The sequence below is a fragment of the Enterococcus sp. DIV0213h genome, assembly GCF_051711285.1.
In the GTDB taxonomy this organism is placed as follows: Bacteria; Bacillota; Bacilli; order Lactobacillales; family Enterococcaceae; genus Enterococcus_D; species Enterococcus_D casseliflavus.
The window spans coordinates 544,824-571,331 of record NZ_JBIOMH010000001.1 but is presented as its reverse complement, the minus strand read 5'-3'; the positions used below and the strand labels follow the sequence as shown (position 1 = coordinate 571,331).

The following is a 26,508-nucleotide window of genomic DNA, read 5'->3' as shown; positions in this document are numbered from 1 at the left end:
TTTTAGTTAGGAGTATTATATCATGACAGAAAGTAAATTCATTCAAGATCCATGGGCAAAGATGACCACACGTAACGGGCTGCGAGGAGATGAAGTTATTTCTGCACTACAGAAATCGATTCGCCGTGGAAAGGAAAAAGATGCTTGCGAGTTTGCATATGAAATGTACATTACCTCGCCACAATTTGAAGAAAAATTATGGCGACGCTTATTGGCAATTAGTGTAGAAGATGTAGGAATGGGTAATCCTTTAGCTGCCATCATGATTAATAATTTGAACATGATGCGTAGAGAATTCCAGTATAATGAATCAGACCGTGCAATGTATTTCTTCCATGCAATACGTTACTTATGTGATTCTGAAAAGGATCGTTCATCCGATTTACTCAAAAATATCGTTATAAAGAGCTTCGCTATGGGCTATATTCCAGAAATACCAGATATTGCTTTGGATAAACACACCACTCGTGGGCAAGAAATGGGACGAGGGTCCGAACATTTTTTATATGAAGCAAGTAAAGTAATTCCTCAAGCCGATATTGATAATAATTACAAAGAACAATATGAAAAAATAATTGAGAAATATGATCCAGAACGTGTCGTGCCAAGTACTTTTGCTTTCAACCCTTGGCAAGTATAGGAGGAAATAGTATGGAAAATTCTGCACTTGTCATAAAGCTTAATGAAATACTGAGTCCATTAGCAGCTAAAATTGGAAATCAACGTCATTTGAAAGCTATATCCAGTGGGATGATGTTCAGTCTGCCTTTTATTGTTATCGGTTCTTTTTTTCTGATTTTTGCCAATCCACCTATAAATATTGACCGTTACAACCCAGAAACAGCAAATTACTTCATGCAATTCATGGCCGGTTGGAAATATTTTGCAGTAGCAAATTATGATGTAATTACTGCGCCTTATAATTTGACGATGGGTATCATCGGTTTGATCAGTGTTTTTGGTATTGCCTTCTCACTTGCTCATGAATATAAATTCAATGCATCCATGAACGGAATGATAGCAGTAGTCATTTTTCTAACGGTTTGCACTCCTGTGAAAGATGGAATGATTTCACTAGATTTTTTGGTACGAATGGCCTTTTCGTTGCAATTATCATCGGTTTGCTTGTTGTAGAGGTGAATCGCACTTTTGAAATAAAAAATATCAAGCTGAAACTTCCAGATACTGTCCCACCAATGGTCGCAACCTTCATCAATATGTTGGTGCCACTACTTACTAACATCATTATTTTTTATGGAGCCAATCTAATTGTCTTATCGACAACAAATACAATTTTCCCAGAAGCAATAATGCAATTACTAACGCCTGCAACAAACATTGCTGGCAGTTTAGGAGGTTTTTTATTTATTGTAACTTTAGGGAATATCTTGTGGATGTTTGGTATTAACGGCTCATCAATTATCTTCCCAATCGTCTTCACGTTAGGAATCGCCCAAACTGGCTTAAATGCTGAACAAATGACAAATAATGAGACGATGACCCACTTGATGAATCTTCAAATGTTCCGTGTTTCCGTTCTTGGCGGAGCTGGTGGAACCTTGGGATTAGTGTTACTAATGATGCGAAGTAGAGTTCCAGAATATCGTACGATAGGAAAATTATCATTAATCCCTGGAATCTGCTCCATCAATGAACCAGTCATCTTTGGATTGCCAATCGTCTTCAATCCTATTTTAGCAATTCCATTTTTATGTACACCTATTGTCTCTTTATTATTAACTTATTTCGCTCAGCAATTTGGATGGATTGGATTAGGATTTATAATTGATCCCTCATTCACACCTTTCTTTGCGCAAGCCTATCTTTCTAGTATGGATTGGCGTAATATTCTTTTCTGCTTCGTACTTATCTTGGTCAGCATTTTTATTTACTATCCATTCTTTAAAATAATGGAAAATAATAGAATAAAAATAATAGATGATAAACTAGAAAGTCTATAAGGAATAACTGAAATTATACTGAATTTTTAGTACTAATTGATAGGAATCCAGCTAAGTGTCTCTCAGCGTTTATAAACTTAGGACCGATAGAAATGACTCTATAATTCATGGGACAGATGAATCAGAATTGATTCTTCAGTCCCATTTTCATTCTAGTATAAAAAGCATATCGTTCATTAGTATGATTAAATCACAATAAAATAAATCACTTAGAGGACGATATGCTATATGAATAACTCATTATTTCAATCTAATTTAGTATATACACTTTTTTCCTATTCTTTTGGGATAGTCGTCGTCTGCGGGAAAAGATCTTTTTCTGACAAGGCACGTCTAGTAGGAGAACGTTCTGAAAAACAAGGAATCGTTGCTTATTGTCAGGATTCCTGCATAGTGTTCGAACTAGTAGCAACCTGTTTTCCCTGTCCAACACTCGCTACCCCCTCGTTCTAATAAAACACGACCGGTAATCTTTTTATCTCATGGAGCAATTCTTTGGTTTGCTGATTGTTTTTTGCCGTCATTGCATTCAAATTTGCCAGCTGATTGTCTGCTTCCATTAGTCGGTCATTGAGCATCAAGAAGCCTTTTTTCATCAGTTCTGAGTTTTCTTGATGGCGCTCCTCTTCTCTTAGAATCTGAAAGGCATGCTCCCAGCTGCTTGCTCGCTGATCTTCCAGAATCTGGTAGATATAGCTTAAGCGTTTTAAAGTATCCAAATCATCTGTTTGCATGGAAGGAGGAAGGACTGGTCTCATTTGATCGTGGGTAGACAATGACTGCGTGATCGGTACCAAGGTCAATTCCTCTAGTTGATCCAGCGCATGATTTCGACATTCATCAATCTCTTGCCGTTTTTCCGCTAAACCAAATTCTTCCTCTAAGTTTCTTCCTGCCACCCGCTTTTGATCCGCTTCGGCTGCCTCTTCCCTCAATTTTACTATTTTCTGCTCAAGGCGCTTTACTTTGGCACCTTCACGCACTTTTATAAAAAGAAAGATTGCAATCACAAGGACAATAAAAGCAACAGCGTAGTTGGACTCCCACCAATTGAAAATCAGCCGAACGAGATCCATGCGAAACCATGCCCCTGCTGTTTCAGGACTTCTATCAAATAGCGCCACTCTTTCACCAAAGCGCCTCATTTCAAAGTCTACCCAGATTTTTATGAGGTAATTGAGTGCGATGAAGATGACGCCAGTGATCCCCGTTACTAGCATCAATAGCCGTTTGACTGGATATGGCTCCTGTTGCTCTATCTTTTCCATTAGTGCAGTGATTTGGGGCCAGACTTCTCGTTGTGATTTAGTTAGCTCTAAAGATGCATATTTTTTGTAGTTCTCCTCAGTTGCCCGCAGAGTACTCTCCGCCTCTGCTAGAATCGCTTGCTTTTTTCTTTCTTTTGCCTTAACGACTTCCTTATAATTTAGGGCATTGCTTAAATACATCGACAAATAATTCACTAGCTCTTTACGATCCATCGTACCAACATCTTTGTTTAAAAATGAAACGCCAAATTCTTCCATCATAGCTCCCCCTTACTTTTCGTTCACTGGACTTTTTTCAGCTAGCATCGTAATAAGAAAAAAGACACTAAAAATGATTGGTGAAAAATAAAAGAGCATCAAACGAATCGGTAGGATCAGCAGCATCTGTCCAACGAGTTTGATCAGCTTGAACATACTTTGGTGGTTATCCTTTTCATAATAGCTCTGATTCACGACTCTTTGCTCTTCTACGGGAACGTCTACTTGGATATCTTGGTAGGTATTCCCAATTCTGACATTTTTTCTTATTGAGCGAACACTATTGAAGGACTTTAGCACGCGACGCTGATTTTTTCGATAAGAAAAAATTTCTTTTTCATTTGAATGCTTGAGCGCTTCAAAGGATTCTGCAATCTTTGATAATTCTGTTTTTGATAAAAAGAGAAATAATGGCTTGACCCGACTGAATAGCCCCATCACATAGGGATAAAATAAAAGAGATAAGAAAGTAATGTAGACAAGATTTGTAGTAGTAAAAAGGGGCCTTAAGCTGTCGCCGCTTAGCAGCGCGATTAGTTGACCTACGCTCAAAAGGAACAGGATAATAAACGTTAGACAAAACGATTCATTGACCCAAATGAATCGAGTAAAGCCAACCTTGAGCTTAGCTGGATTCTCTTCTTCTAGCATTCTCTCCTCTAAAAATTCCTCTTCTTCCTTTTCAAACCTCATCGCTGTACGTTGAATCGTCGCCAGTGATCGCTTTTGGAAAAATTGTTCTTGATAAGCTAATTCCCAAAGATAAAGGATAAAAATAGAGAAGAGCTGGGTAAACGAAAAAATCAAGTTTCCTAAAAACGGACGGATCACACTCGTCACAAACAGTAAGCCTATACTAACAAGGAAGATCGGTAAGCTTTTTTTTGTTGGCAGATACAACACGAATCCGATGAAGCAAAAACAAGCGATTTGAATGCCTTCTAAAATCGTCCAATACATAGCGCCAGATGGATCCATCACCCAATTCATATGCAAGAACCAATCGACGATCGTATTGATGATCATAAAAAGGCACGCCAACGGTATCAAAAGTTTTGGCTGAAATAAACGGTACACTTTTAATTTTTCATAAGCCAGAGTGAATCCCTTACCAAAAACAAAAAACACAAAGAGCAAAATTGCCCCCACAATCTGCATGAATAAGCCATCATTGCTCTCTGCATAGACGGTGTCTTTTCTTTGTTTCCCCAACCAATAGTTTCTCATCATTTCTCCTCCAATTTCTTTAGTAGCCTGCGTAATCGCCATTCAGCAGTTTGTTTTTTGCTTGAAGACTAAGCTCCTTTACTTGTTCTTCCGAAAGTTCTCCCTCACTCCAGAGATGCCAAAAGTAATCATCGATCCCTGCTTCTAGTTGATAAAAACGTTCTGCGCTGTAGCCTGAAGCAGCAATCATTTCCTCCGTGTACACCGCTGTACCGCGATTTGCTGGCATAACATTGATTCCTTTTGCGGTAAAAGAGGCATAGGCATCGAAAAACTTTTGTGGGTGAGCTAAACTGAGCGGATCCTCTTGTTCTGCAACGGGCTCACTAATAGGAGTAACTGGACCGATGCGATCAAAGGTGTATTCTGACACTTGGTCTTCGCCACCGTTTGATAATCTTGTTTCAGTCACAAAAACTTGCTGATCATTGATTGGCTTGACCACTAAAATGGAACGAAACGGCCCGTTATTCACTCCATAGAAGGTAAATGTATCTGTTTCATCAGAATCACCACTTGCCCAAGACCGTCCATAATCAAAGAGATCCGGTAAATTCATTTTTACAATTTCTAACGCCTCTTCTTCTGTTAGCGCAGCAGCTTTTTTGGCTTCTTCTCGTTCTGCTTCGGCTTTTTCCAGCGCTTGTTGGTTCTTATTTATTTGATCGGTGGCTTTGGTCGTCAGCTCGCGATACTCCCCCTTGGCTTCAATTTCCGTTAATTCCTTTAAAAGATCATTCGCAGCCTGATAATCCTTTTTCTCCGACAATGCAATCCCTTCGTCTAAGCGCTTTTTTGCCTCCGCAATTTCATTCGTTTTTTCTGCCAACTCACTAGTTAACTCGGCTTGTTTTTCCTGAATTGCTGCTAATAGTTCCTCTTGCTCCCCTAATTTTTCCAATGTATTTCCAGCTTTCGTCAGTTCAAAATCATCTGTCAGTTCTTTGGCTTTAGCCATCAGATCGACTTGTTCTAGGTATTTTGGGACTTGATCCTCCTGTCCTAAATCAGCTAGCTCATTGATTTCTTGGCGTGCTGTTTCATAGTCATCCTTTTTGATAGCTTCATTGATTTTGTTGTACTGTTGCGTTGCCTGAGCCTTCGTTTCTTGCAGGGCTGTTTCTTGCGACTGATTCCAATAAACAAAGCCACCAACTGCCGCCAACAAGAGAACCACTGCACCAATCACTAGTTTCTTTTTCATTTTCCCTAACTCCTCTTAATAAATTTCTTTTCCTTCCTTTTGCTTGATCGTTTCGGAGAATCCCCTTTCCCAATCTTCCTCTCCAGAAGATGAGTCATCATTTGTTTTTTAAATACTGCTTATTTATTCTTTTACAACCCTATATAATACATATATGTATTATTTTACACACCAAAAATACATTTGTCATCTGATTTTTTCCATCCGTAACCTCTATGATTAATCTATAAGGAGGTGGCTCTTGTGCTGAATGAACTGGTTGCCAGCCAAATTCGTCATTATCGTACCGCCAAAAAGATGACACTAGCGGACCTCTCTCGTACCTCAGAAATTGATGACACCTACTTAGGGCGAGTGGAACGCAACGAAATCAATATCACCCTCAATACACTTGAGAAAATCATCAAAGGATTACAGATGACACCTGCTCAGTTTTTTGGTTTTTTAGAACTCGAATCCGATAACCCCGAGTTAGTTAAGATTGTTGATTTGATTCAAAAGTCACCCAATAAAGAGAAATTGACCTCCATCGCAAAAGAGATCGTAAAACTTTCTGAGCCGTAAAGAATTGGTCTGCCCACCAATTCTTTTTTTTGAATAAAAAAAAAGCCTTAACCCTTGGGGCTAAAGCTATCATACCTGATTGAATTTTAAAAATAAATACCTCACAAGGTGATGAATTAATTTCGTAATCTAATAAAATTTTTTGTTAAATTAATTTTAACCCTTCTGTCAAGTCACGTCAAGATGCTTTTTTCTTCGTGTGTTTTTCGATCAGAATTTCTCTTGAAGAAACCTCCTATACCGCTACTTTGCTAAACACCACAGTCAGCAAAAAAGGTTTGGATATAAAGATACAGCGGTCGGTCTGCCAGCACCTGCCTTACACCTGAATCGTTTCGCCAATCGATAACGACGGGTGCACTGCGCTCCTTGTTATAGTACACTAGTTAAAACAAAGACATTTAGGAGTGATTAAATGACTCAGACAGAAGTAACTTACAAGAACTATTTGGAACAGCCCGAAGCTTTGACCTTTGACGAAATGCAGACGATCCACGAAGCAATTTTGAAAAATGGCACGATCACTGATACTGATTTTCAAGACGCCTGGCAAAGTATTTTGCAAGCAGCACTGCGATACACAACGATCCGGGCACAGTGGCATAGTTTTTCACAAGATGAAAAACGAGCGATCGATGCAGAGCGTACCACCCTTCATAACACGATTATCGATCAATTTATCTTTCTCGAACGAGTCTTTCAATTGAATCAATGGGATAGCCAAACATGGACCTCTTTATTATTTTTGCAAGAACACCGAGAAAAGCGCACAAGACAAGACATCAACCAACACCGCAAACGCATTGGGGATTTTGCCAATTACCTAGTGTTTGCAGCAGCGGTTAATGGTCGGTAGTTAAGAAAATAGAAAAGCTAGGAATCATCGCATTGAATGATTTCTAGCTTTTTAGTTTGGCTGTTTTGGTATATAAGCTATCTATCTAAGCTTGCTCAAACTTTATAGTTTGGATTGTCCTTTCAAGATTTCTCGTGATCATGCATCAAGCCTTATTCCAATAATTATTGAAGTGCTTTTCAGCATTATTCTTTTTGAAAAAAGTTCTCATAAAGCCGATTATTTCTTCTCGTGTATATCCATTCGTATCTGTTTCAAGATCCCCTACCTCAGCTAAATACGAGTTAGGTCAGCAGAGTTTGTTAATGCTAGTCCTTATTGCTAGTCTTTTTCGGTATCGGTTTAAAAATGTTCCCTACCAGTTTCAAAACGATTCATTCCTTATTTTGATAGGATTCGTATTTTTTGTGTCAGGCGTATTCAGAAATTATCGTTAAATAATGCACACTAACATTTTTAGTTTTACATCAAATAAATATTTTATCATTTTAATTCAACTAATTCGTTCAATATGCGATAATCATTTATGAAAGGATGATTTGATGAACCTTACAGTTACCAACCTAAGACATCTGCGGATCGCTCAAATTTCTTTGTTAACATACTATATTTATTTAGCCTTCCATGACAATATTTTCAAAGCTATTCCATTACTGTTTATCAGTGGCTTTTTAGATTCCGCATACCCGCCAGACTACGCAAGCCAGTCATTTTGGTTCCCTTATAAAAAGAAAACAATATTTTTAAAAAGCAACAATTTGTTTCTAGAAAGAGCATTGGAAATCTTAACCATAATTGCTCTTGGTGTTTTTTTATCGCTTGTTTTTTAAATTAAAGGAACAACTTGTGATTGCTGGTTCCCTTTTACCCAACAACTGAATTATGTTTCTATTACTCACTATTTTTTATCCATGTGTCTATTAAAATGGATTTACCAGATAAATAACGAATCCTTCGTTGTTGAGATGACGCTAGTATCTAATCGAAAAGAAAGGTGATTTTTTATGAAAAGAATTTGTTTTGTCTTAGTGTTGAGCAACGGATTATCTTACACACCATTAACTCCAGGTGTTCTTTATCAAAGAGACACAAGCCTCAAAGACTATTTTTCACCGTTTTACGACGTTTCAATCAATTATCTGAGAGATAAAGATACTGTTGATTACTTGGTCCTTCCTGAGCCATTCGCTCCTTTTGATAATGAAAATAACCTCCCCATCATTAAAGTTCCTTCTAAATTTTTTCTGACTAAAGATTTTGAAAAAATTAAGGCGTACATTGATGACTACTTTAAAGAAAACGCGGAAAAGTAATACTATCCTTGATCCTTTAACGCCCTTACTGATTGATACCGTTATCAATCAGTTTTTTCGTCGGATTGTCACCTGATTTTGGGACGAGAAAACAGTCCGGATATTCTAAATTTATTCTTTTGCGATAAAATTATTCCAATATAAATAATAAGGTAATATTTATTTGGTGGCTCTCAATTATTCTTATACTAAGCTGAGGGCATCACTTGCTTGACCAAAAAATTCAATGATCGAATACGGGTTAACGGTTTTAATTTTACTTAAAGGGGTTTTAGTTTTGACAGACGAAAGATGGTTCCAAATAAGAAAAAGACGAAAAATAGAATTATATGTTTGTCTTTTAATCGTTTTACCAATGGTCTATGGGCTATGGTTCAACATAGTTTTTCTTGTACAATATACTGCACTACTTTTTTGTATCGCAGTTTTAACAGCAATTTATGAGCTAGGAAAACTATTGATTGATAAAATTCGAAGAAAAAGGTAGCAATGTTCAATCTATATTTTGTAGGTTGGACATTTTTCTTGAAGGAATTTAATAACAATAAGCCTCAAGAGGCTCATGTTATCAATGCTTTCACTAATATCAATACCTTAACAAATTCTATTGCACAAATTTTCGACTACTAGTTTTAGAAACTACTCGCGTCTAAGATAGTTTTTTCTATCGCTACAGAGTTTCAAAATATACAATAGAGTAAAATTATTTATGATCTATGCATGCAAATTTATCCGCAATTACTAATCATATTTTCATACAATAATATGAATTATTCTGTTTTATTGACTTATATTTTAAAATTTACAAAAATAATGTCACCTAACGCACACTCCTGCATGTTATAATTGTCACTATAAAAATTATAGTAGGAGCGTGATTAGCTATGGGTAAAATTGAAAAAAAGGAAGTCGTGGGAAATATTGTCGCATTCACTACTGTTCTTCCCGACCTGATGGATTTTCGCAATTCAAAACTTGCAACTTTTAGCTACTTCATTGATGGAAAATATTATATCTCAGAAAATAGTATTCCTGTTCCAATGAGATATGGTGTGGGCAATACAATGACCATCAAATATAACGTAGAAAAACCTACTGAGATTTTTCCAAGACATTATTTTGTCATTTAATTGCAGCGACGTATTCTGCTCCTTTTTTGGATAACCAATTCAAAATTTCCCGATTCCTACGAAAAAACTGAAAGAAGCGAGTAACTTCTTTGTGATACTGTCAGTAAAAAGGAGAATTTTTGTATGCTTATCCCAGCTATAAGTTTTCAAGGAAATTGTGAAAATGCAATAAAATTTTATCAAGAGGCGTTAGACGCTCATATTAAGTCCATCGTTTATGCGAATGAAGCTCCGGTAGATTCAGGTTTAGATCCTGAGATGCCTGATGATTTCGTTATGGACTCAGAAATCATCATCGACGGTCAGAGAATCATGATGACAGACGGCAGACTAAATAGACCAGCAAATGATTTTTTCTCCTTTTGTCTTGTGAAAGAATCCGCTGATGAAGTTACTACTATTTTCAATAGCCTCTCGATAGACGGAAAAGTGATTGACCCTCTTGCACCAGTGTTCTGGACCTCGCTCTATGGCATGGTAGAAGATCAATACGGTATCACATGGATGATCATGACCTCGCATTAGCATACTGCCTTTTACTTACTACTCGTTTAGCTATTTTTTGTTTCAACAAATTGGGTATTTGTTTATTTAGTACCATTTACTTTTGATATTATTTATTTATCGTGGTATTCTTTTTCTAGAGATGATTCGATGAAAAAGAATAGTACTCGGTTAAGTCTGTGGAAAATTTTGTTGATTGCGCTGGCTTTTGTCGCTGGTTCCTTTCTTGCAAAAATGGTCTTTTCTTTATTTTTCGAACACGTCTAATAACTAATTCAGTCTATGATCATTGTTATCAAGGAGGCGTTTTTTATTGAATAAAGTTCCTAAAGTATTCAAATGGGTAGGTATATTCTTGGCAGTCCTCTTTCTCCCTGCTTTCGCTACTTATGGCATAGACAGGAAAAATAAACAGAATATATCGGAAAAAGGGAACTCTTGAGTTGCCTTTTTTACTTAAAAAAGTTTTTGCGTTTGATATCTTTGTTGGTACTGAATTTTAAAGGAGTGATTGTATGACCACCAATACAGAGTTTACAGTTTTTTCGTGCTGCTCCACATTTCTTTTATCAAATAAAAAGGCTCTATAATTTATGGGACTGATGAATCAGAATTGATTCTTCAGCCCCATTTTCATTTTAGGTATCAAAAAACATATCGTTCTCTAGTATGATTAAATCACCACAAAATAAACAACTGAGAGGACGATATGCTATATAAATGATTCTATCAAAAAAATGCTGAGAATAACAGAGAAAGATTTGGTGATTACAGAGGTCTCTTACGAGACCCTTCAGAAGAAAAAGACGTTGGTCGTCGATGCTGTTCTCTCGCCTACTCCTCGTGCTTGTAGAAGTTGTGGTTCTACTGTGGTAGATGGAAACGGGAAAGCAATTATAGTGAAAAATGGAAAAAAAGAAACGATTGTCCGTTTTGAACAATACATTCATATGCCTTTGGTTATGCGCCTAAAAAAGCAGCGTTATACCTGTAAAAACTGCCGAACCCATTGGACGGCTCAAAGTTATTTTGTCCAACCCAGACATTCAATCGCAAATCATGTGAGATATAAAATTGCTTCTTTACTGACTGAAAAAGTATCTTTATCTTTTATTGCGAAAAGCTGTCAGGTATCTTTGACCACCGTTATTCGTACATTGAAAGAGTTTAAAAGCTATTTACCAAAGCAATCTAAGAAGATTCTCCCAAGAGTATTGATGGTTGATGAATTTCGTTCGCATGCTTCCATAGAAGATAAAATGAGCTTTATTTGCGCAGATGGCGAAACAGGAAAATTAATAGATGTTTTGCCTACGCGTAAATTACCTCGATTAACAAGCTATTTCTTAAAGTGTACCAATCCAGAAGAAGTAGAATTCTTGGTGACAGACATGAACGCCGCCTACTTCCAGCTCACCAAACGTGTTCTGCCAAATGCGAAAGTAGTGATTGATTGGTTTCATATTGTCAAACACATGAATCAAGCGTTCAATGAGTTGCGTATCCGTGAAATGAATGAACTTCGTAAAGCAGGACAGAAAAGCCAGGCAGAAAAACTGAAAAAGAACTGGCGCTTTTTGCTAAAAAATCGTGCAAGCATCAACCATTATGAGTACAAAACATGGAAAAGTTTCCGAGCACCAAAATACCCATTTCTCACTGAAGCAATGATGATTGATCGATTGCTTGAGTTTTCTGCGCCCCTAAAGGAGGCGTATCCCTTTTTGCATGAATTAGTCGAAGCCTTTCGAGACAAAGACCCTGACTTATTTTTCTCCTTATTGGCAGAACTTCCTGAAACGTTAGATGACGGCTTTCGGGAGAAGCTTCAAAACCTTCTGACCTATGAAGAAGGTATCACCAACGCAATGATCTATCCTTATTCCAATGGAAAAATTGAAGCGAAGAATACCCACATAAAGACAATGAAACGAGTATCCTACGGATTTAAATCATTCGAGAACATGAGAATTAGAATCTTTTTGATCAATCAATTAATCAAAGTAAGATAACAAAAAATCTGAGCCAGAATGAGGTTCATTCTGACCCAGATTTAATTTTGAAAAACCCATAGCTCATTATTGAAAAGAAATCTAATTTCTTTTTAAATGAAACTCTCGACTAAGTAAACTATCCTCTTTTTTTTAGCAATTATCTACTCAAAATACTATGAGTTTTTTTCAAAACCTCATCTGTATGTTCAGTCAAAGATTTATAAACTTCAACGTTCAATTTTTTATAAATCGAAACATTTTCAGGCTTAGGTTTAAAGATATCCTTAACTTTCACCATTTTTTGAACAGCTTCTTCATAACTCGGATAGATGCCTAATCCAACTGATACATTGATAGCTGCTCCTAAGCTAGCACTACCATTAACAACATTGCGTTTTACATCAATATCGAATACATCTGCAAATATTTGCATAAACAAATCACTATTCGATCCTCCACCAGTTATGATCAGTTCAGTAATTTCTTTACCAAGTTCTTCAGTCATTCGATCCACATTATTTTTCATAGTATATGCAATGCCTTCTAAAATCGAACGATACATATAACGATAATCATGATGAGCGTTGAAACCAATCATTACACCTCGTTTATAAGGCTCCCAAGAGTTAGCTAACCAATCTAACACAGTCATTAGTCCATCACTACCCACTGGTACTGTTGAGGCCTGATCGTTAAGATACTCTTCTTCAGAAATCCCTTCATAATTTGCTCTAATACTTACCTTCTCACCCATTAACTCTTTAAACCAAGAAACAGTCCACATTCCCCTTCTTATGCCATAACCTTCATATATATATCGATTTGGAATTGAAGACATAATTCCCCAATAATTAACAGATTCCTTAGGCATATCGTTTCCTGTAACCATACTACTAATATATGTTCCTAATGAAATAAAGGCACTTGTATCAGAAATCAACCCCGCACCTAGACCTTCTACAGCTTTATCACTTGTAGTTGAAATTAAAGGAAGGCCTTCAGGGAATCCAGTTTTTTCAGACGCTTCTTTTGTAATATATCCTAAAATCTCTCCAGGTTTCACTACATCAAATAACATGTCTTTGGGTAAATTGTAATGAGCTATTTCCTCCTCATCTGTTGACCAATCCCAATTTTGATAATCAACGGGCCACTGACCATAATTATTACCGATATTATCTTTAAATTCACCAGTTAATCGATGTGTTAGGTATCCATTTGTTGAAGTAACATACTGTACTTCTGGATTCTCTCTTCTGTAGGGTTCTGCCACTCTTTTGTCCATCCAACTTTGAATTGGCTGAGCCAGTGAACCATCTTTTTTCAAAAGAACTCTACAACAACGAATAGAGCCTAAACCTATTCCTACAATATCATTTTTTCTAATACCAAAAATATTCATAGCTTCTTTAGCTGCATCACAAAGCGATTCCCATAAATCATCTCCAGGATGTTCTACGATCCCTCCATCTTTTAATGACATAGGAAGAAGTTCTTTTTTTCCTTCACCAACTACATTTCCTTCAAAATCGAAAATAACTATTTTAGTACTTTGACTTCCGCCATCAATTCCTACAATATATTTTTTCCCCATACGCTATCCCCTTAACTCCATTAAAAGATCTTTATATTATCTAACTAAGAAACCACCATCAACAGTAAGAATGTGTCCGTTTACAAAATGTGATGCTTCTGATGCCAAAAATACTGTTGCGCCCATTAAATCAGCAACATCTCCCCAACGCCCTTCTGGTGTATGGTCAACAATCCATTTATTTCTTTCAGGATCATCAATTGATGATTGAGCTACAGGGGTTTTAAAGTAACCAGGTGCAATACCGTTGACTTGAATATTATATTGAGCTAATTCATCACAATACGCTTTAGTCAATCCTGCTAGTCCATGTTTAGAAGCAGCATATGCTGGTGCCCATTGACCACCTAAGAATGAAAATAGAGAACAAATGTTAATAATTTTTCCACTCTTTTGAGGAATCATCACTTTTGCAGCTTCATGGCTCATATCAAATGCAGCAGTTAAATTTAAGTTAACAGTTGCATCCCATTTATCTCTTCCATAGTTAATCACGTCATCAACGGGGCACATACCTGCACAGTTAACTAGGATATCTACTGAACCGAATTCTTCAATACATTTTGTAATAATCTCTTTAGGCACTCCATCTTGAGTTAAATCAGCCTTCATATAGAATGTTTTCGCACCTCTTGATTGCAATTCTTTATTATATTCCTCATCATCAGGCATAATCGATGGCATAAAAATATTAGCTCCTGCTTCAGCCAAAGCAAGTGAGAACGCTTGACCTAATCCAGTATTTCCACCCGTTACAATAGCGTTTTTCCCTTTAAACGTAAACATATCCATTTTAAAATCTTTGATTTCCATATCTTTACCTTCTAACTATATTATTTTGGTATACTTTCTTTCATTTTCTGATTCATCTTTTCTAAAAATTCTGTAGCATCTCCAACAACTACGATATCTGCTAAATGATTTATTGGGGCATTGCGATCTATATTAACTGAAATAATGTTTTTAACATTTTTAAGTCCCTCAATGTGGTGCATCGCTCCATGAATGCCCAGAGCTACATACAGACTTGGACTCACAGTCTTACCAGATTGCCCTACCTGAAGCTTCATGTCCGCTCTATTTTCATCAACTAATTGTTTAGAAACCGCGATTGCTCCATTCAATTTCTGTGATAGTGGGTACAAATCACCTAACGAATTTTTAAAGCCACCACCAGCTGCGATAAGAATGTCAGCATCCCTTATATCTTTGTCCTTACTATCCTCGGTTACCGATATTATTTTTACTGTCGATGGCTTTAAGTTTTTGAAACTAAATTCGATCAGCTCAGGTCTTTTCTCATTTTTATCATAATAAAATACATTGGGATGAATACTAGCCATTAATGGTGAGGAGTCACATACTATACTAGCTAACATATTTCCAGAATATGCTGGTCTTACAAGTGTTTTTTCTTGATTATTTACGAATACATCAGTGATATCTGCTACTAATCCTACTTCCAGTCGCATGGCAAGCCTAGGAGCAATCATTCTTCCAAAGTCAGTCGCTAGTATCAGTATGCTATCAAATTGATATTCCGCCTGTATTCTTTCTATTACATCGGTAATTATTCGGCTATCTCTTATTTCGCATTGGGGAATCTCAACACGAATTAAATAGTCTAGTCCTACTATAGCTTCTTGCGTTCTTCCATTTATTATCAACCCAAATACTCTTGATGGTATTTCGTCTGCCAATTTTTCAGCAACACTGATTAGATCTAAAGAATAATCAATAAAATTATTATCAATCAAAATAAGTGTTTTAAACATGGTAATACCCCTTTTCTTTGAGGTAATGAATGACCGTTTCAATACCGTCATCACTCACATCAACAAATTTTTGAGGTACTTTCTTTTCTTTAACGAGTATATTTCGCCTTACTTTTGTTGGTGAACCTTTTCGTCCAATGTTATCAAAAGGAATGTTCAAAGTTTCGTTTGTTACTAGAATGAATTGACTATCGACACATTTATTTATATTTTCATATCTAACAAAACCTAATCGTTCCCTCATCTGACTAGTAACACTTAAGATACTCGGGTTCTTCATAACTATGTTTATTAGCTTATTGTCTTGATTAACTTTAATCATTGATTCTTTCGAGCTTATCTCACCAATTTCTATGATATTTGAATACTGATTCATTTCTAATCTTTCAGCAATTTGAGGACCTATATGACCTGTCCCACCATCTAATGTATGAGTACCTGTCAAGACAACATCAAATTCAGCTGACTCTAAGTAGCTAGAGATTATTAAACTTGTTGCAAAAGAATCACTACCAGCAAAATGCTTATCATTAATAAGAACCGCTTTATCAACACCCAATCGAATTATATCTTTTAAATCGCTTTCAATTTTTCTCGGCCCCATGGAAACAACTTCAATGTATATTTCTTGATTCTCTTTTTTCTTTTTTAATGCCCATGCCAATGCGCTTATATCATCAGGGCTTAGAATTAATCGTGACTTTTCACGATTAATTCTATCTTTTTTAGCTTCAAACTGAGCCCCTATAGCACTTGGTACATATTTCACTAAACAAATAATCCTCATTTTGACCTTCCTATTCTAGAAGTTGACCCTAGATTAGAATTGAAGAGTTTATTTTTGATACTTGTATCCTTCTTGAACTGGATAGATATTTCCGTAACTCATAACTCCCTTAGGATCAAATACTTCTTTAAGGCTTTCTAGCATGTAATACGCTGATCCATGCTCTTGTTTCGTCCATTCATTTCTATATTTACCTATCCCATGGTGATGACACATTGACCCATTTAATTTTAATGTTTCCTCAACAATAATTGCTTGAATCGGATGATGGTATAGTTTCATTTCATCTTCAGGCTCACAGTTAATATTATAGTTATAAACAAAATACATATTGGTTCCGTTTAAATAACTATGTGATGAGTGCCCACCCAACATGGTTAAGTCATGAGCTCTTGGAAATTCTTTTCTCACGCGGTTGATTACATTGTGATAGATTTTAGTAATTGTCTCCCAATCCGCTGATACTTCAGTTGTAAAGCCATCATGTTTGTCATTGTCAATCATCCCTTGAACCTCATGGTCAATTGTGGCTTGCGTCCAATTTAATTGATTAAACCAAGTTTCTATTAATTTACTATCTACTTGTTTGTAAATACCATCACTGAATTTTTCAATAGCTTCTTCTATTCCTTCTGCTGTAGCATCAACGATACCTTTACGGCCTTCAGCCATAAATATTAATACATATTTATCTTCATAGAAATGATAAAAATGTTGACGTGCATCTTCTGGAGAATAAACTCTAGCTACAGATGGTCGATATCCATTGACCATCACCTCACGCAAAACTTTAACTCCAGTTTCCATATCGTTCACTAGATAACCAAAAAATCTATTATTTTCAGGGAAATGCTTAAAAATTTTAATCGTTACTTCAGTGATATAACAGAGCGTTCCTTCATTTCCGATTGCAATGTGTCTTATATCCGGTCCACCTGCACGTCTTGGAACATTTTTAATTCTTGAGACATGGCCATTTGGAAAGACACATTCTAAACCTACTACCATATCTTCGATAGCTCCATATAAAGTAGAAAATTGTCCAATTGATCTAGTTGCTAAAAGACCGCCATATTGAGCGATAGGTTTGGATTGTGGAGAATGACCTGTTGTGTATCCGATTTTTCTAAGCTCGTCTTCCAAATCTTGAAGTCTAACACCAGCTTCAACGGTAGCTTGCATATTGTATGGATCAATATTTAAGATCTTATTCATTCTCGATCCATCGATAACTAATGCTAATTCACGCCAGTTTTCCAGCCCTCCCTCCGTAGCAGTATTCCCACTTCTAGGAATAATGTTGATATCATTATCATTCGCATACACTAACAATTTCTGAACTTCCTCAGTGTTATTGGGATATACAACCGCAGTAGGAAGTGGGTTATCTAATACACCTTTTGCTTTAGCATATTTTCTGTAACGGTCAGACGAAGCCTCATACAGAGTTTTTTTATCCGTTATTATCTGAGTACTCTCAACAATACTCTTCAAATCATTAATAATTTTTTCTTTCACTATTGTGTTTGAACTCATATCACATAACTCCAATCATTTTTTAGAAAGCGCTTTTCATATTCGCTATTATAAACACAATTTCTTTACTTTACAATTAAAATTAGATTAAATTTTCCGTTTTTGACTACTTATTTCAACAAATTGGAAAACTTTTCCATTTTCTAGTGAATTAACTCGTTGTGTGGTATTCTTATATATAGATATTCTATAGGATAGCTAACTATAGCAAGATATATACGATAACGATTTTTTGATCCATATACTGACTGAAAAGGGGAATAACTTTGAAATTACAATTGGATCGTCTAAATGAATTAGAACTAGAAATACATGAAAAATTAATTCAAGAAAGTAAAAATAGATCCAGTTTAACAATAACTGAAGCCGCTGAATTAACAGACGTTTCTATTTCTAAAATATCAAAATTTGTAAAAAAATTAGGCTTTAATGGGTATAAAGAATATGCTAGGTTCTTAACTGGAAAAGAATTGATTACAAGAAAAAAAAAAAATACTGAATTTAACCGAATTAGCTCATTCATTGAAAATTTTAATTATTCGAATACAAATTACATTGCAGATTTAATTTCTTCACATGAAAAGATTATTTTATTTGGGTATGGTCCTACTCACATTTGTATGGAGTATTTTGATTACAAGCTGACTTATTTAGAGAACAAAAACATCGTTTGTGCTGATCAAACATCTTTAATTCCTAATTTACTAGATGAAAATACGTTGCTGCTAGTTTTTTCTGTTGCTGGAAAGTTTGCTCAATTTGATGAATTATTTGATGTAGCATCAGATAAAAATGCTAAAGCTGTTTTAATTATGGAAGAATTGAATCCTGGTTTGTCTAGTAGTATTGGCGAGATCATTTATTTAACTGACTCGCAACAAGATATCTCATTACGATCACACGAAAAAACAAGATCCATCCTATTTATTTTTATTGAAGAAATTATAAGAACTTTATCATCAAGAAAAAAGCAATCTTGAAAAAAATCAAGATTGCTTTTTATATTATTCAGTCACTTTATTACCTTTTTTGATAACTATGGATAATGCAATACAAGCTATAACACATGCTACCGCCATTGCAATTGCGTACATAAACATTAGATCAAAACCGGCTTTCCCATCATTACTATCTAACCAACTACCAATCATAGTATACATAAATACGTCTGGTAGATAACCTAGTGAAGAAACAATTCCCGATACACGTCCAGTTCTTGAAACTGGGATGCCTGCATCATCAATGATTGCAAAGTATTGACTACGAATTAGATAAATACAGAACATACCTGCGACAAAGTTCCCTAAAATAATCGGTAGGAAACTAGCTTCAGCTGGTAAGAATAGGAATAGTGCATAAGAACTGCCAGTTAAAACTGCACCTAAAATAATAACTTTGATTCGAGAGCCTAATTTATCGGCAATGAAACCACCAACAATTCCACCAAATGCTTGAATAATATATCTTGTTCCACCAAGCGTTGCTCCACCTGATACAGATAAACCATAAACATTGATAGCCAATGTATTAATATAGCCAAAAATCCCATATAAGCTATATCCAAAAAATACAATCGCTACCAATAACCAGACTCGAGGGATGGCCAACTGCTTAAATGTTCCAAACACAACCTCTCTAATCGATTCTGTATTTTCTTCACTATCAGTATCGTCAATAAAGAACCAATTTAAAATTCCAATAACGATAACTACAATTGCACATGTTCTAATTGCCCAAGCTGTTCCCATAATTTCGTTTGAAAATCTTGCGTAGACTGCTGTCATTCCAAATACTAAAAGTGCATTCAAAATTCCTCTCAAACCTTCTTGAAGGCCAAATAATCTTCCTTGTTCTGATGAATCACCTAACATACGGGTTGCTTTAATCATTGCTGACCAGTAAGTAACGATTGTCGAAATACCCATTAACGCAAAAATTAATCGAGCTATGTTAAATGACGGGAACATAGAAAACCACAAACCCAAAAGACCCGTTGAGATAAACGAGAGGGTTAGTAACTTTCTTGCAGAGAATTTGTCTGCTACCATTCCACCAATAAAATATGAAACCGTTGCCATGGAAGCGTAAATAGAAGACAACATCCCCATTTGGGTATTGGTCAAATCCATTGCACTTTGTATAGGCACGTAAAAAGTTTCTCTAATATACGGCAACTGGAAAATTATTCCAGCCCCAGCTGCTAGCAAAAGCAACGTCCCATATTTTTTCACAAATTTCTTTTCCATAAATAATAGTCCCCCAAAAAAATTATTTATGTCAATATGTTGTTAAAACAACGTTTCAAAAGATATTTCGCTTTTTTAAAACTCAACAATTCTAGTAACACGTACATTCTAATTTGTTTTTAGTGAACTGTCAACCTATTCTTTTTTCGAAAAAATTTAATCAAATTTTAATTATAAAACCATAAATAAAGGTTGAAATCTATTCTGTTTAGATATAGGCTAAGTATAAAATAGTTTAATCATCATACTAAAAAAGGGTGGAAATAATGATTACATTTGAAAACGCATACAAAAATTACAATACTTCATATGCTTTAAAAAATATATCCTTAACTATTAATGAGGGAGAATTTGTTTGTGTTATTGGAACGAGTGGCAGTGGAAAAACAACTTTAATGAGAATGATAAACCATATGATAGAACCTACTTCTGGAACTATCAAAATAAATAACAAAAATATTAAAGAATATAATGAGGTTGAACTTCGCAGAAACATTGGATACGTCATTCAAAACATAGGATTATTTCCACATATGACTATCAAAGAAAATATATTGCTTGTTCCAAATTTATTAAAATGGAATGAACAAAAAAAAGCTGGCATCGCAGAAGAATTAATAAAAAAAGTAAACTTATCTCTTGAATATCTAAATAAGAAGCCTCGCCATTTATCTGGTGGTCAACAACAGCGAATTGGCGTTATCAGATCTCTTGCTGCCAATCAAGAAATTATTCTAATGGATGAACCTTTCGGAGCTTTAGATAACATTAACCGCAATTCTCTACAAAATCTGATTAAGAATATTCAACAAGAAATGAAAAAAACGATTGTGTTTGTTACTCATGATATTGATGAAGCGATTAAACTTTCTGATCGAATAATTGTTATGCATCAAAATGAAGTGGTTCAATTTGGAACACCGAATGAGCTTATTTCCAAACCAGCTAATGAGTTTGTACAACAATTAATCGGACAATCTAAAGATTTGATTCATCATTCAAATATCTACGAGGTCGATTTGAATGATCCATTACTTTCGATTATAGAAAAAATGAAACACATTCCGCTAACAGAAACATCAATTGTAGAAAAATTTTACCCTTTAATTGATACAGAAATAGGAGACAACAATAAAAACAAACTGACTAAAAAAATAGTTTCAGAATTCTTACTAAAAGAGGTTAAATATGTTTCTATTATCAATCATTCCAGTGTAATTACTGGTGTAATCTCGATAGATTCTAAAAATCGTTTATTTTGTAAAAATGTAAGATAGGAGGATACATATGGACTTTTTCACTACATATGGAAAAGAATTATTGTTTAAAACATGGGAACATTTATATATATCGATTACTTCGGTTATTTTAGGAATTTTAGTCGCTATTCCCTTAGGAATCCTTTTGTATAAAATGGGAAGGAAATCTGAATTTTTTATCAATTTCATTGGTTTTTTTCAGACGATTCCATCAATAGCTTTATTATCATTAATGATTCCAATCTTCGGGATAGGAAAGCCTCCTGCTATAGCTGCTTTATTCTTATATTCTCTCTTACCTATACTCAGAAACACATACGTAGGTCTTTCTACAGTTAATCCTGATTACATTGATGCTGGTAAAGGTATGGGAATGTCATCATCTCAAGTATTAGGAAAAATAGAACTACCTCTTTCTATGGGGATTATCATGGCAGGAATCAGAGTATCAACAATTTATATTATTTCATGGACAATTCTTGCTTCCTATATTGGTGGTGGTGGATTGGGTGACTTTATTTTTAATGGACTTACATTATACAGAACGGATTTACTTTTAATGGGAACAATTCCAGTCACCATTCTCGCTTTAACCATTGATTATGCATTAAAAAAAATTGAACAAAAATTAGTTGAACAAGCAGCGGGGTTGTAATTATGAAAAAGAAACATATACTCTCTTTAATTATTATCAGTTGTCTCATTTTTTTTATTGTCTATCCTTTGTTTAACAGAAAGCAAAATGTTATTACAGTCTCAGGTGGAGTTACTTCTGAAAGCCAAATCGTAGGAAATATGATTGTTGAACTAATTAATCATGAAACTAATTTGGACGCCAAATTATTGAACAACTTAGTTTCTGCTCAAGTTAACCAAGTTGCCATGGAAAAAGGTGAATTAAATATCGCTTCCGTTAGATATACTGGAACAGACCTCGTGACAACTCTTGGATTGTCAATAGAAAAAGATCCTCAAAAAGCCTTAGATATTGTTCAAAAAGAATTTAAAAATAGGTTTAATCAAACATGGTTCCCAAGTTATGGATTTGCTAATGAATTTACTTTTATGGTCTCTAAAGAAACTGCTGAAAAATATAATCTAAAGAAAGTTAGTGATTTAAGAGAATATGCGTTGGATTTAACACTAGGTACTGACCAAGGTTGGTATGAACGAGAAAACGATGGATATCAAGCGTTCTCTGAAATGTACGACATATCATTTAAGAGAGTCTTTCCCATGCAAGTTGGTCTTTTATATGATGCTCTTTATAACAATAGCTATGATGTCATTTTAGGTTATTCTACTGATGGAAGGATCAGCGCCTATGATTTAGTCTTATTGGAAGATGATTTGCAATTTTTTCCTCCTTATACTTGTAGTTTAGTTATTGATGATAAAATTTTGAATGAGTATCCTGAACTAGAAGAAACCTTGCATAGGCTTGATAATAAAATAACGACAAAAACTATGCAAAAACTCAATTATGAATCTGATGGAAAAAAATTAGAACCACAAATTATTGCTAAACAATTCTTGGAAGAAAATAATTATTTTAGAGAGGAGTAAAACCATGATTACTTTCACCCAAGGTATTATTGAGTACATTATACAAAATATTACTTATATTTTAGAACAATCTCAGATTCATGCAGCTATATCATTAATAAGCGTTATCTTGTGTATATTGATCGGCATTCCTATAGGCATACTTCTAAATCTATTTCCTAAATATGCAGATTTGGTTATTAATATTGTTAATACTATACAAACAATTCCTTCTATGGCAATGTTAGTTATCATGTTGCTTATTTTTGGATTAGGTACTCAAACTGTTATTATCACAATTATCTTTTATTCAATCTTACCTATTATTAAAAATACCTACGCTGGGTTAAATAGTATCGATCCTATTTATCTTGATAATGGAAAAGGTTTAGGAATGACACCTTGGCAGATAGTCTACAAAGTAAAGGTACCATTATCATTACCCATTATTCTTGCTGGAATTAAAAATGCTCTTGTTATTGCAGTAGGAACAACTGTCATCGGTTCATTTGTTGGAGCTGGAGGATTAGGGGATATCATACTACGTGGCATCAATACTGTAGAAGGTAATACTATTGTACTGACTGGGGTTATCTTCTGTATTCTTATTACTATTATTTTTGAATTAGCAATCAACATAATCAACAAGATCTTTTCAGAATAATCAACTCCATTAACAAAATTTAATAACAAAAACTAACATAACACACAACCACTCAAAGTACCGATTTGTTAGTGCACTCTATTGAGCGGTCAAAAATAATAGACTGAAATTTAAATGAATGTTTCCTTATGTGATGAGCAAGCTAGTTGATTGTCTGATGATTATCACTCTGCATGATCAAGTTTAATCTAGTTTTGAATCTTTTTTCTGCCCACTTCACAAATAAGTAAGAGATTTTATTCGGTGAATCCTGGAAAGGTAGCAGTAATCTCGTTTTTAAAAAAACTGATTTCTTTTTCTTCAGATTCTTAATCAAAATCAAAAAAACGATCTAATCTATACTTATTACATAGACAAGATCGTATTCTTTAGTTATCCGCTTTTTTTCGAATAAAATAAATTACTGCACAAGCAATGAGAGAAAATACAGAGCAAATAGTACCAATTAAAATAAATGGGTTGGAATAGATAAACCTGATGTGATTTTCTCCTTCACTAAGCGGCACAGTCATAAAGTTTGTTCCGCTTTTATTCAGGCTTACCTCTTTTTCATTTATATAGGCTTTCCAATTATTATGATAAGGAACTGATAGCACAAGATTTTCATCTTTACTTGCAATTGCATTGATTTCAAAAATATTTTCTTTATAATATATCTCCCTCACATTACTTGAGGAATCTTTGATTACTTTTTGCAAATGATTCCGATTTTCTTCGACATGTATGTCAGAGATATTCATATCATCTTCGTTCAAAATATAAGCCAAGCCTCGGAAATTTTTATTCTCATAGACATACCACTGTTCATTGTTGAAAGACAGAGTTTCAATTTGTTGGTAGCCATCTTCATTTAGCATCGGCTCCTTTGAAAGATGATATTTCACACCACTCAGGGTATTCATTGCATTATCCTTTTCAAAACCATATGACCGCCATCGTAAAGACGATTGGTGGTATTGATTAACTATTTCTTGCGTGTGCTTATTTATTATACTCAGCCAGTAGGTTAATCCGTAATAATCATTAATCATTGCTACATTTTCGGGACGCCCATTAGCTTCAGTAAATGTGTCGTTAGAAACTCTAAACAGCTCAACATCTTCCTTTATGTTTTTTGAGTTTTTTACGGGTGATGCTGTGTATACTTCTGAAGTTTCAAGGGGAATGAATTTTTGCGTCCATCCTTCACCATAATCAGAATAAATCCCCCACAAATTTACAATTAAATTTGTAATGATCACCGTCCCTAAAAGAAGATAAACAATACTTATTTTTTTGTTTCTACTCTTTTGATGAGTAAGTTCATTGTCCAATATTTTTCTATACTCCGTTATTACATAAGCCAAAATTCCTGAAAGCAGCAAATGAACTATAAATGCCCATCTATCATTTGTTTGACCAAATCCATTGAGTAGATACCCTGTGATAGGCAAAGAATAGGCTATAAATGCCAGACCTAGAAAAATCAAACACTGTACTTTTTTTCTATTATATGGCAGAAATAGTAACAAAATAATTGCTAATAATTCTATTACTATAATTCCGGATAAGAAAATAGGCGGCTCGACATCTTTCATAGTAAGAAAGTCCCCCAAATTGATTGAGAAATTCGGGATATAGTTATTTAAATTGAAAATAATATTACTCATCGGTTCACTGTTTCTCTCACTTAAGAAATAGCTTTGAAGAGTCGGAAGGAAAAAAGGAGCTGCCAACAAAATTCCTAAGATATATGCACATATTCCTTTTCCTACATTTGCAAATAAGTATTTCAAACTCAGACGTTTAAATAATAGACGTATAGGGAAATATAGTGCTAACACGACGGAAACCATAAATAAAAAATAAAAACCACATAGAGCCGCAAACATCACAGAAACAATGAAAAGACTAAATTTCTTTTGACGCATCATTTTCTCAATCCCCAATAAAATCATTGGGAAGAAAATTAGAACTGAGAGCCATTCGGTATACCTTGTTCCCCCTACAACCGAAAAACCACAGAATACATAGGTTAGAGCACTAAAAATAATCGCTACTTTGTCAAATCTGAAATACGAGAAATATTTCATCAGAGCATAACCAGACAACCACATTCTGAAAATAATCATAAAAGTAAACAAATATGGTGCACTTTGAGCAGTTACAAAAACAGAAAAAATATTGAGCGGGTCACCAAAACCATAGTAGTTTAATGAACCAATCACGTCTTCACCCATACCTATAGAAAGATCGAAACTTGGAAGATTGATTTGTCCACTGAATAGTCCTAAGATAAAGTCTTGCAGGTAACGTCCAGTATAAATAAATGCTGGATAGTACTGCCCTACGCTATCTATTTTCCATATCAGAGATAGCTTTTGACTCCACAGAGGATAATAACCTAAAATGAAAACAAGTCCAAATAAAAGTGTAAACAATATAATTGATTGATGCTGTCTAACGAAGGATCGTATCATTTTCAAAGGTAGTACTCCTTTACCAAATTAAATATTTCACTATTGACGACACTTTATAATAGCAGTTACTCAATGCCAATTCAATTTAAATAACTAAACTATTAGAACTAAATTCAAAAAATCATTTTGCCATATTCAACTTTAAAATTTAATGAATAACGAAATTCATTTTACACACTAATTCGCTTGCACTACTTGCTCTCTCACGATTTGTCGACGATAAATGATTAAAAAAGGAAGGTTGATGCTTAGCACATCAACCTCCCTAAAAAGACTTTTCTTTTGATTAGCATTCTTTTCAATCGGCTCTTTGGAATAACGGCAGTTAAATTTCCCTTATCCAATACTCCCTCGATTTTCTAGA

Annotated in this window: 22 protein-coding genes and 1 pseudogene; 13 read left to right on the top strand and 10 right to left on the bottom strand. The window is 34.8% G+C overall.

Annotation, left to right across the window (positions count from 1 at the left end; all coding sequences use genetic code 11):
• The first annotated feature begins 22 nt into the window (after nt 1-22).
• Nucleotides 23-640, top strand: coding sequence for a hypothetical protein (locus IGI77_RS02670; protein WP_167822135.1), 618 nt, complete (start codon nt 23-25; stop codon nt 638-640).
• An 11-nt stretch (nt 641-651) separates the two neighbouring features.
• Nucleotides 652-1,961: pseudogene (locus IGI77_RS02665) on the top strand (PTS sugar transporter subunit IIC).
• A gap of 449 nt (nt 1,962-2,410) precedes the next feature.
• Here IGI77_RS02665 and IGI77_RS02660 read toward each other — a convergent pair.
• Genes IGI77_RS02660 through IGI77_RS02650 form a run of 3 tightly spaced genes read right to left on the bottom strand, consistent with a single transcriptional unit; the run spans nt 2,411 to nt 5,918 of the window.
• Nucleotides 2,411-3,487, bottom strand: coding sequence for a hypothetical protein (locus IGI77_RS02660; protein WP_438769402.1), 1,077 nt, complete (start codon nt 3,485-3,487; stop codon nt 2,411-2,413).
• A 12-nt stretch (nt 3,488-3,499) separates the two neighbouring features.
• On the bottom strand, nt 3,500-4,714 hold the full coding sequence (locus IGI77_RS02655) for a hypothetical protein (protein ID WP_438769400.1): 1,215 nt from the start codon (nt 4,712-4,714) through the stop codon (nt 3,500-3,502).
• Between the two features lie 19 nt (nt 4,715-4,733).
• Nucleotides 4,734-5,918: a hypothetical protein gene (locus IGI77_RS02650; RefSeq protein ID WP_438769398.1), complete on the bottom strand. Its 1,185-nt coding sequence runs from the start codon at nt 5,916-5,918 to the stop codon at nt 4,734-4,736.
• A 243-nt stretch (nt 5,919-6,161) separates the two neighbouring features.
• On the opposite strand from IGI77_RS02650, the gene IGI77_RS02645 reads away from it, so the two are divergent.
• From IGI77_RS02645 to IGI77_RS02620, 6 genes are all read left to right on the top strand, one after another.
• Nucleotides 6,162-6,482, top strand: coding sequence for a helix-turn-helix domain-containing protein (locus IGI77_RS02645; protein WP_438769395.1), 321 nt, complete (start codon nt 6,162-6,164; stop codon nt 6,480-6,482).
• Between the two features lie 415 nt (nt 6,483-6,897).
• Nucleotides 6,898-7,338, top strand: coding sequence for a hypothetical protein (locus IGI77_RS02640; protein WP_005227448.1), 441 nt, complete (start codon nt 6,898-6,900; stop codon nt 7,336-7,338).
• Between the two features lie 1,004 nt (nt 7,339-8,342).
• Nucleotides 8,343-8,651, top strand: coding sequence for a hypothetical protein (locus IGI77_RS02635; protein WP_086294528.1), 309 nt, complete (start codon nt 8,343-8,345; stop codon nt 8,649-8,651).
• 884 nt (nt 8,652-9,535) lie between these two features.
• Nucleotides 9,536-9,781 (top strand): hypothetical protein, encoded by a 246-nt coding sequence (locus IGI77_RS02630; RefSeq protein WP_016609659.1) that lies wholly within the window; start codon nt 9,536-9,538, stop codon nt 9,779-9,781.
• Between the two features lie 123 nt (nt 9,782-9,904).
• Complete coding sequence (locus IGI77_RS02625; RefSeq protein WP_438769393.1) at nt 9,905-10,306, top strand: VOC family protein; 402 nt, start codon at nt 9,905-9,907, stop codon at nt 10,304-10,306.
• Nucleotides 10,307-11,001: 695 nt separating this feature from the next.
• Nucleotides 11,002-12,297, top strand: a complete 1,296-nt coding sequence (locus IGI77_RS02620; RefSeq protein WP_438770488.1) for an ISL3 family transposase — start codon at nt 11,002-11,004, stop codon at nt 12,295-12,297.
• 139 nt (nt 12,298-12,436) lie between these two features.
• On the opposite strand, the gene IGI77_RS02615 is transcribed toward IGI77_RS02620, so the two are convergent.
• The 5 genes from IGI77_RS02615 to IGI77_RS02595 are packed head-to-tail and all read right to left on the bottom strand — an operon-like array spanning nt 12,437 to nt 17,971.
• On the bottom strand, nt 12,437-13,873 hold the full coding sequence (locus IGI77_RS02615) for an FGGY-family carbohydrate kinase (RefSeq protein ID WP_218212330.1): 1,437 nt from the start codon (nt 13,871-13,873) through the stop codon (nt 12,437-12,439).
• Between the two features lie 36 nt (nt 13,874-13,909).
• Nucleotides 13,910-14,686, bottom strand: a complete 777-nt coding sequence (locus IGI77_RS02610) for an SDR family oxidoreductase (RefSeq protein WP_438769391.1) — start codon at nt 14,684-14,686, stop codon at nt 13,910-13,912.
• A gap of 20 nt (nt 14,687-14,706) precedes the next feature.
• Nucleotides 14,707-15,648: an electron transfer flavoprotein subunit alpha/FixB family protein gene (locus IGI77_RS02605; RefSeq protein ID WP_218212332.1), complete on the bottom strand. Its 942-nt coding sequence runs from the start codon at nt 15,646-15,648 to the stop codon at nt 14,707-14,709.
• Nucleotides 15,641-16,435 carry an electron transfer flavoprotein subunit beta/FixA family protein gene (locus tag IGI77_RS02600; RefSeq protein WP_218212333.1) on the bottom strand — a complete coding sequence of 265 codons (795 nt, stop codon included), beginning with the start codon at nt 16,433-16,435 and terminating at the stop codon, nt 15,641-15,643. Before IGI77_RS02600 ends, IGI77_RS02605 begins: the two co-directional genes overlap by 8 nt.
• Before the next feature lie 48 nt (nt 16,436-16,483).
• Nucleotides 16,484-17,971 (bottom strand): FAD-binding oxidoreductase, encoded by a 1,488-nt coding sequence (locus IGI77_RS02595; protein ID WP_218212334.1) that lies wholly within the window; start codon nt 17,969-17,971, stop codon nt 16,484-16,486.
• Nucleotides 17,972-18,237: 266 nt separating this feature from the next.
• Here IGI77_RS02595 and IGI77_RS02590 point away from each other — a divergent pair, with 266 nt between their 5' ends.
• A complete protein-coding gene (locus tag IGI77_RS02590) occupies nt 18,238-18,951 on the top strand; it encodes a MurR/RpiR family transcriptional regulator (RefSeq protein ID WP_438769388.1) in 714 nt (237 codons plus the stop codon).
• Nucleotides 18,952-18,975: 24 nt separating this feature from the next.
• Here the strand turns inward: IGI77_RS02590 and IGI77_RS02585 are convergent, their stop codons facing one another.
• The gene (locus IGI77_RS02585) at nt 18,976-20,217 is read right to left on the bottom strand and encodes an MFS transporter (RefSeq protein WP_438769386.1); all 1,242 of its coding nucleotides are present in this window, start codon (nt 20,215-20,217) and stop codon (nt 18,976-18,978) included.
• 266 nt (nt 20,218-20,483) lie between these two features.
• On the opposite strand from IGI77_RS02585, the gene IGI77_RS02580 reads away from it, so the two are divergent.
• The 4 genes from IGI77_RS02580 to IGI77_RS02565 are packed head-to-tail and all read left to right on the top strand — an operon-like array spanning nt 20,484 to nt 23,685.
• Nucleotides 20,484-21,494, top strand: coding sequence for an ABC transporter ATP-binding protein (locus tag IGI77_RS02580; protein WP_438769384.1), 1,011 nt, complete (start codon nt 20,484-20,486; stop codon nt 21,492-21,494).
• Nucleotides 21,495-21,504: 10 nt separating this feature from the next.
• Nucleotides 21,505-22,131, top strand: coding sequence for an ABC transporter permease (locus IGI77_RS02575; RefSeq protein WP_218212338.1), 627 nt, complete (start codon nt 21,505-21,507; stop codon nt 22,129-22,131).
• A 2-nt stretch (nt 22,132-22,133) separates the two neighbouring features.
• The gene (locus IGI77_RS02570; protein ID WP_218212339.1) at nt 22,134-23,042 is read left to right on the top strand and encodes an osmoprotectant ABC transporter substrate-binding protein; all 909 of its coding nucleotides are present in this window, start codon (nt 22,134-22,136) and stop codon (nt 23,040-23,042) included.
• 4 nt (nt 23,043-23,046) lie between these two features.
• A complete protein-coding gene (locus tag IGI77_RS02565) occupies nt 23,047-23,685 on the top strand; it encodes an ABC transporter permease (protein ID WP_438769380.1) in 639 nt (212 codons plus the stop codon).
• Between the two features lie 368 nt (nt 23,686-24,053).
• Here IGI77_RS02565 and IGI77_RS02560 read toward each other — a convergent pair whose 3' ends face one another.
• Nucleotides 24,054-26,144: a YfhO family protein gene (locus IGI77_RS02560; RefSeq protein ID WP_438770486.1), complete on the bottom strand. Its 2,091-nt coding sequence runs from the start codon at nt 26,142-26,144 to the stop codon at nt 24,054-24,056.
• Nucleotides 26,145-26,508: the final 364 nt, after the last annotated feature.